The following is a 7,682-nucleotide window of genomic DNA, read 5'->3' as shown; positions in this document are numbered from 1 at the left end:
CCCCTCGCCCCGCGCTGAACCCGCTGCCGTCAAAGCCCGCTGCGGCACCGGCCATCACCCACGCCCCCGCCGCAGAGCCCCGTTCACCCGAACCGCCGGTCAACCCGTGGACAGCTGCCCTGACCGCCGCCCCAGCGGAAGCCCGAGAACCACCAGGCTGGACGATCAGCCCCCAGCCCGTAACACCGCACGACCCGTCCGCACCGCAGGCCGACGCCCTGGCAACGCAGCCGGTGTCCCTTGCGCCCAACGCGTCCCCTCCACCCGACGCGTACGGGAACGTGAACGAGCTGGCGCGGCGGAATCCGCATGGCGACCCGGTCGCCCGTCGGGTGGGACGCGGCGTGCGGCGGGCGATGGGGGCGTCGGCGGCCGGGCAGGCCCGCGACCTCGCGCAGCTCACCGCGCAGATGGGCGTCGCCGTGCCGTCGTGCCGGCGGATCGCCGTGACGAGCATCCGCGGCGGGGCGGGCAAGTCGACGGTCGCCGCGCTGGTCGCCGGGATCGTCCGGCAGCACCGCAGCGACCGGGTCATCGCCGTCGACGCCGACCCGGGACTGGGGTCACTGCCCCTGCGCCTGGGCGTGAACGCCCCCAGTTCCCTGCGCCACCTGGTCGCGGCACGTCCGCAGACGTGGGACGAGACCGCCGCCTATCTGGGACGCACCCAGGAGGGCCTGTTCGTCCTCCCGGCAACGTCCAGAGGGATGGTGGCGGTCGAACTCGACCACCAGACCTTCCAGACGGCGACGGCCCAGCTGGGCCGCTACTTCTCCACATCCGTCATCGACTGCGGAGGCGGGCTCTCCGGCGAGCTCCAACGGGGCATCCTCGCCGGAGCGCACGCCCAGGTCTTCGTCGCCCCCGGAACCGTCGACGGGGCGCTCAGCGCGCGCGCCGCGCTCAACTGGTTCGCCCAAACCGGCCTCACCGCCCTCCTCTACCGGACGGTCATCGCCCTGGTCGCGCACACGCCCAACCCCGACGCCGACCTGGAACGCGCACGGCAGATGCTCAGCGTGGGCGGTTTCCCCGTCGTCCAGATCCCGTTCGACCGCCACCTCGCACTCGGCATCTCCATCGCTCCCGAACGCGTCGGCGCCGCCACCCGCGCAGCGGCCACACGCGTCGCGGCCGACGCCTTCGTCCGTGCGCTGGACGCTCCATGAGCCGCGAAATGGTCGTCCTGTCAAGGCAGCAGCCCGACCTGGCCGTCCTTCCCGAACTCGTCGCGTCCGCCAGCGGAACGGACCTCAAGGTAGGCGGCCCGTACGTCTTCGACGCCCAGGACCGTCTCCTCCTGCACGTCCGCGAACCCGTCCTGGTGACCGTCCCAGGCGAGGTACAGCGGCTCCTCGGACTCCCCATCGAGGAACCCGTCTGGTGGGTCGAACTGCACGCCGCGACGGACCCGGCCGAAGCCGAACGGATCGCGCGCCACTGCGCCGACGCGTTCGCCGCCCAGCACGACGGCACTGTATGGAGCGAGAGCGGTAAGTGAAAGAAACGCAGGGCGGAGCCGATGCGCTCACCCCCACTGCCATGGTCGTCCTCCAGGACCGGCCCGTCATCGCCCTGAGCGCGGCCCTGGCCGAGGCATTGGACGAGTGCGAACGCACGGGCAGGACCCTGCAGATCGTCACGGACCACCACAGCAGGGTCACCGTCCCCGTCCGCACAATGGTCACGGCAAAGAACGCCCAGTGGGTCGTCCACGACGGCAGCGGCTACTACGAGGCCCTCACCGGCCACCCCATGCACTGGGACGGCAAATCATTCGCCCGCGTCCCCGACGCGAGCGACTACGCCCCCGCCTACCTCACGCGACCGACCGCCCCGATCGGATCGCAACTGGTCCTCACCTTTCAGGCACACCACACCCCGCAAAACCCCCTGGGCGGCCAGGTCGACCACTTCATGCGCCTCCTGACCGGCCAACCCCCCATCGGCTGGGGCGCCACCGAACCCCTGGAACACCTCTGGGACCCGCAAGCCCTGACGACCCACATCCTCACGTCCAACGCCCCACGTCTGATCGCGGTAGGCGGAGGCCGGCGCCCGGCGATGGCCACCCTGGAATTCACCGGCACGACCGAACTAACGACTCTGACCATCGGCTACAAGCCCGACGACCCGCCCCCCGTAGCGCAGGTCCCGTCCCTGATCGACGTCCTGACCTCGGAAAACCCGATCACGTCCCTGCTCGCCCAGCTCACCCCGGGCCGCCCGGACCTCACCACCGAACCCCGCTGGTCAGGCGCGTCCGCCCCCATCGGCCTGGCGGCGACCGGCTCCTACACGGGCCCGCCCGGCTTCATGCGCCAGCGCATCGGCCCCCCGACCACACCCCTCACCTGGTTCCACCTAGGCGACGGCACCTCCCCCGAATACTGGCAACGCCACCAACAACTCCTCCACCACCTCCGCAACCCCTAACCCACCCCGGCGCCAACCACCCCTCCGGCAGCCTCGTCCGGCCCACTCAAATCCGGAGGGTCGCCAATGAAACCTCCGCCTAATATCCTTGACGACCATTCCCTTGGTCACAGCCCGCACGTCCCTTACGACGCGGCCAATCAACGGGTGGACTTGGACGCCACTACGCGCAAGTCCTCCCTAGACATCGTTCTCAAGACCCGCTGACACCATCTGCCAGCTGTCGCAGACGTGCCGCCACTGCCCCCGAACCCGCCTCAACCGCATCGGCGAGAACACGCAACTGCTCCCCGGGCAACATGGCAAAGCGTGCGTCCCGATTACACAGCCACAAACGCACAGCCCGCCGACCACTATCCCGCACGACCAAACACAGCACGACAGGGCCCGCCAACCCAACGCGTCCGGAAGTGATAACCACCTGCGCGGAAGCAAGATCATATCGCTGATCGCGAGCAAGCCCCCGCCGCCAAAGAACGCCGTTCTCGACCCAGAAACGTCGACGATAAGCCGACAGAATCATACCTACAACTCCAAAGAAGAACCCCACTGCAGCAACGATCAACACCACCCCCAAAGGACCTCGGCCACTATCGAACAGATTCCGAGAAGCATAAATACCAAATCCCAGAACAATTCCAGCGCAGATGAAATTGAACCCCCACCAACTCCACCCTCGCCGTCCAGGCCCGGTCGAAAGAACCACCCGCCCTTGCCCGGCTTCTGTCACTGCACGTCCCTCGCCTACGAAAAGCTCGAAGTCTAGCTTCACCAGACTGTAAAATAGTCATCATTCTTAATCGAATCGCGCCTACTATCCCTTCATGTCAGCGAGACCTCCGGCGAAGGTCGTCGGACTCTTCCATCAACTCGCGGACTAGATCAGTTGCACCTTGGAACAGCTCTTGAAACGACCCGGTTCCGGTCACCCGCTCAAGGCTGTCGACATGTATCGAGGCTGCGCCTTTAATCGCCTGATTGAGAGTATCGAGAATCACTCGAGCGAGACCGGCACTGTTGGGGTCTCGATAGATTCTCGGACTAATTTCCAGGCCAACGATCTGACCACTGGCAACTGCGGTGACCTTGATGGTCCCGTCGGAAGAGGTAGCCACATATGGTCGTCGTCCTACTTCTTGAATCACTTCCTGCAGCCGATGAAGCTGCTCGAGCTCCTGATCCCCGCCGTGCCGCTCCATGACGGATACACCCTCTTCCTCGATCCAAAGAAGAGCGATCTAGATGCCCTTGGGCTCATGAATCGATGAAAATCCCTTGATGCGGCTTAGATCTGGCGCCGCTGGGGGTGTGACCTTGGCGAGGCTCTCTCGGCTCACCAGATTCTTCAACGACTCAAGCTGCCCATTCTGATCGCTGAGCTGAGATTTCTGAATGTTGGCGCGGTTAAGCAACCATGTGAGCAGTCCGGCTATCAATGCGGCGATGATTCCCAGCCCCACCGCAGCCGCCGCTCCGCCAGAGAAGGCAGCTGTGACCAGAGCCGCAATGATACCGGAGATCACTGCTGCAGCCGCTTCGGAAATCTTTTCGTCTGTGTCATCCTTTGCCTTCTGAAGCGTTTCGCGGACCGCAGCCAGTTGCCAGGAGACCCCGCGGACCGCAGCCTGCTGATCCTGAAGTAGCCTGATCATTTGGGCCATATACCTCTCAAACCCATCAGGAACGTCCCAGTTGGCAAGGACCGTAGCTACTTGGATTCTGGCTTCTTCGATGTGTGCAGTAAGATGATCACTCGCTCGCCACCATTCATCCTGCGTTGGTTGAAGGAGCTTCGGATTGACAGTGGTCATCGGCCTCGCAACCTGCGACGGAGGTTGCTTACCGGCCATGCTCGCAGCGGCATCCAGAAGTTCAATCCCTCTTAGGTGGAGAAGCTTCTTGATTCCGTCGGCGCTCACAGTTACCCCTTCTCCTTAGCAAGCGTTTATGGATGTTACCCGGAAAGCTTCTTTTCAATCGCCTTATAGTGCATCGCCGCTTTGGCGATCGCACTCCCGGAGTCACGAAGTCCCTCATAGGCCGAATTCAACTGCTTAGTGAACTGAGTTCGCGCTGATTCGTACGCCCGCTCCATCTCAGCTCGAATGGGATTTTCGCCGAAGGCCGCAGGATCCAAGTTGAGTGAGGCGATTCCATTCTTAGTGAAATTTACGTCCTGCGCCAACTGAGTTAGATGAGTTCTTCCCAGTTCCCTGAGCCGATTGATGTCTCTTACCCACAGCCTATGCTCACTCATAACATATGCCCTTAACCTTGATCGCGCCTGCCGACCCTATGACGAAAATTCCTTGTGATCATAACCCCTGCTCCCAAACAGACAGCAGCCAGGAGAGCAAATATACCTATACGAATCCGATTATCGCTGCCTTTCTCTGACAAGGTATCGAATCGTGGCCTGTCGGCAGGCATCGTGGTCGGCGGAGGCTTCACTACATTATCGGGTCGCACCTGGTCGAATCGGTCATACACCGGATTGGAAGCGGTACGAGAAATCGTCTCTGTCAGTGCCAAGTAGGGGATGATCGCGCCGTAACCCGAGGTCTTGTCCCAGCCCTTGGGGCCTACGTCCTTGGCGGTGGCGAGGATGCGTTGGACGACCTCACGGGCTGGCATGCGCGGGAAGCGTGCGCGCATCAGTGCCACGACGCCGCTGGTCAACGCCGTCGCCTGGCTGGTGCCGTTGTTGTTCCGGCTGAAAAGGCCGCGCTTGCCAATGGAGCCTACGGCCACTCCAGGCGCGGCGACCATGATGTTGTCACCTGGTGTGGATTTCTCCCAGATCCCGAGATAGGCGTCAACCGCCCCCACACCCAGTACACCCGGGCAGTTCGCGGGGCTATTTCCCGACTCTGAAAGGAAACCGTCATTGCCGGCGGCAGCGACCACGACCACGTCGTGCTGAACCGCATACGCTATGGATTCCTGCACATCATCGGGGCAACGTGAGGCCGACGTGGATGTGGAGAAGTTGATCACTTTCGCTCCGTGATCAACGGCATACCTGATGGTTTGGTCGTAGTTGTGCAGCGCAGCGCTAATCGGCAGGATGCGGCTCCGCGGAGCGATACCCACCATCCCCGTTCCGTGCCCCTGACCTGCGATCAGTGCGGCCATGGCCGTCCCATGCCCGCCGAGTTCGGTGTCGTCGTCAGCGCGGCCATCGGCGCGTGACGCGCCGTCGTATCCCCTGCCGGGTAGTACCGCACCCTTGAGGTCAGGCAACCGCGCTTCGACCCCGCTGTCGATCAGCGCGACGACCACACCCTGCCCGCGAGTGAGCGGCCATACTTTTCGTTCGATCTCCCACGCACTGAACCACCATTCCTCGGAACGCGGCTGTGGCGAGGCCAGGGCGGGGGCAGAACTCAATAAGATGGCTGCATTTACTATGGCGGCCGACAATACTGCGGAGATCCGGCGCGTTTTCTGAAATCCATTCACTGAGGTGGCTACGGCGGGCCCTTAGCCCGCGTCTCCAATCACCCTCGGGGAGACCTCCGTCTCGTCACTCCATGGGTCATCGTCTTCGACAAGCCAGGTTTCTCGTGCCTGCTCGCCCTGCTTGGGAGCTCCCGCCCCGCTTCCCAGGGGCATGCTCGATACGCTGGTGCCGCCAAGATGCTGTTCTGGGAGCATTCCGCCTCGGCCAAGGGCTGCGGCACCGGGCAGAGCTCCATTCCGAATCACGCCTCCAGCCGGCAACGGTGCCCGGCCGGCCGAGGCGCCGTAGCCTGCGCCCGGCCCTGGAAGCCCGCCCATGCCTCTCGAACCAACACGTCCCAGTACGCCTCCGGGCCCCAAGGCATTTCGATCTGACGGAAGGTTGAACCCGGGCATGGACGACATCCCGATGGGGGGACGAGTCCTCCCCCCAGGGATCGCATCTCTGGGTGCCGTTGGCGGGACACTTCCGCTGGGCAGCATCGGCAGGCCGCTTCCGGGGCCTGACGGGAGGCTCCCTGATCCCGGCGGGCCACCTCCTGTGCCGGGGCTCAGCGGCCCCGGCATTCCCGGGGGCACGCTACCGGGTCCTTCGGGATAGGCGCCTTGAAGGTCCGAGGGGGTGTAACCGCCGGAGCCGCCCGGCGTTGGGTGGACATGGCCAGAAGGAATCGATCCGCCTGGTTGGTGACCAGGAACGTGCGCCCCGCCCGAGAGGTTCGACGCCGGTGCGATTCCGCTGCCACCGGACGTGCCGGGACTATGTTCTGGCCCAGCGCCTTCGCTCCCTCCAGGCGACGAACGACCAGGATCGAAAGTAGACTGGCCGTCCTTGTCACCGGGCAGGTCCAGGGTGAGGGCCGTTGGGATCTGTTCGAAGGCGGATACGAGCCCGGAGTTGGTCTTGGCCAGGTGTTGCTGTGCCACCTTGTCGTCGGCCATCTTGGTGGCGTGGGCCTGGACGGGGTCTGTGCTGGGCAGGACTCCGAGCGGTGTGGTCCGGCTCGGCATGCCGAACTGCGAGGTCTTCATCGTCGTGTAGCCGCTGGACATCGCGGTCGAGAACTGCTGGCTCACCGCAGCGAGCTTTCCCGTGGCCTGGGTGAGGAGCCGCAGGTCGGCGATGCCGAGTTCCTGGGCGCCTCCCTGCCAGACCTCGTTCAGCCGCTTCACATGCTGTGCGAGCCCTTGCTCCGCCTTCTGGAAGGCGTACTTGGACTGGAGGTACGCCCGTCCCACCGCCGCCAGCGCGGTGGGGTTCGCGCCCTTGAGGAAGGCTTCGATCGCTTCGTAGTCATACTGCGACGGATCACCATGCGCTAGCGCGCCAGGGCGAATGCCTTTGTGGAACTCATTTCGACCCACTGCCGGCCGGCTCCCTTCCTCACCGAGGTGCGCCCTAGTAGTTCTGCCAAGGACTGACGTTGGACGGCGTCACCGGCCGTCCTGCGTTGCGGGCGGCCTCCGTGGCCGCGTGTTCGGCCTTGCCGTAGTTGCGTGCGCACAGCTCGACCCGCGCAATGGCCTGCTCGTACGCCCGGCAGTAGCTCTTGATGCCCGCGATCATGTTCTTGTGGGCGGTGTCCACCTTGGGGCCGAGCTGCTGCGCCACGTCCCAGCCTCCGACCGTGCCCGCCTGCACTCCCAGGGTCGTCAGCGAGTACTGCAGTTGGGCGAGATCCTTGCGCATCGCGGCCGCGACCTGGAGGAGCTGCTGCCGACGGACCTCGACCGGGCTTGCGGCGGCGGTTCTCGGAGCGGTCGGGGGGGTCGGTGGGTTGTGG

7 protein-coding genes are annotated in these 7,682 nt (G+C 64.5%); 3 read left to right on the top strand and 4 right to left on the bottom strand.

Going from position 1 to position 7,682, the window contains the following annotated elements:
* The 3 genes from E1298_RS41085 to E1298_RS41075 form a co-directional block, all read left to right on the top strand.
* Nucleotides 1-1,169, top strand: a 1,169-nt coding sequence (locus tag E1298_RS41085; protein ID WP_207945144.1) for a MinD/ParA family ATP-binding protein, incomplete at its 5' end; no start/stop codon positions are given.
* A complete protein-coding gene (locus E1298_RS41080; protein ID WP_131902794.1) occupies nucleotides 1,166-1,501 on the top strand; it encodes a hypothetical protein in 336 nt (111 codons plus the stop codon). The genes E1298_RS41085 and E1298_RS41080, both read left to right, overlap by 4 nt.
* Nucleotides 1,498-2,436, top strand: coding sequence for a DUF6177 family protein (locus E1298_RS41075; protein WP_243726146.1), 939 nt, complete (start codon nucleotides 1,498-1,500; stop codon nucleotides 2,434-2,436). The genes E1298_RS41080 and E1298_RS41075 overlap by 4 nt, the downstream gene beginning before the upstream one ends.
* 827 nt (nucleotides 2,437-3,263) lie before the next feature.
* Here E1298_RS41075 and E1298_RS41070 read toward each other — a convergent pair.
* The 4 genes from E1298_RS41070 to E1298_RS41055 all read right to left on the bottom strand — a co-directional run.
* Complete coding sequence (locus E1298_RS41070; protein WP_131902793.1) at nucleotides 3,264-3,635, bottom strand: YbaB/EbfC family nucleoid-associated protein; 372 nt, start codon at nucleotides 3,633-3,635, stop codon at nucleotides 3,264-3,266.
* Between the two features lie 39 nt (nucleotides 3,636-3,674).
* Nucleotides 3,675-4,355, bottom strand: coding sequence for a hypothetical protein (locus tag E1298_RS41065; RefSeq protein ID WP_131902792.1), 681 nt, complete (start codon nucleotides 4,353-4,355; stop codon nucleotides 3,675-3,677).
* A gap of 349 nt (nucleotides 4,356-4,704) precedes the next feature.
* Nucleotides 4,705-5,718 carry a S8 family serine peptidase gene (locus E1298_RS41060; RefSeq protein WP_165975915.1) on the bottom strand — a complete coding sequence of 338 codons (1,014 nt, stop codon included), beginning with the start codon at nucleotides 5,716-5,718 and terminating at the stop codon, nucleotides 4,705-4,707.
* Between the two features lie 1,579 nt (nucleotides 5,719-7,297).
* Nucleotides 7,298-7,682 (bottom strand): hypothetical protein (locus tag E1298_RS41055; RefSeq protein ID WP_207945143.1); only part of this gene is annotated, 385 nt, incomplete at its 5' end.

Source organism: Actinomadura rubrisoli, from assembly GCF_004349215.1.
Lineage (GTDB): Bacteria > Actinomycetota > Actinomycetes > Streptosporangiales > Streptosporangiaceae > Spirillospora > Spirillospora rubrisoli.
The sequence above is the reverse complement of the archived record's forward strand: the minus strand, read 5'-3'. Positions and strand labels throughout refer to the sequence as shown.

What these genes read in the sequence shown, in the direction of transcription:
- E1298_RS41080 (WP_131902794.1), top strand. Translation starts at nt 1,166, where the DNA reads ATGAGCCGCGAAATGGTCGTCCTGTCAAGGCAGCAGCCCGACCTGGCC.
- E1298_RS41070 (WP_131902793.1), bottom strand. Translation starts at nt 3,635, where the DNA reads ATGGAGCGGCACGGCGGGGATCAGGAGCTCGAGCAGCTTCATCGGCTG.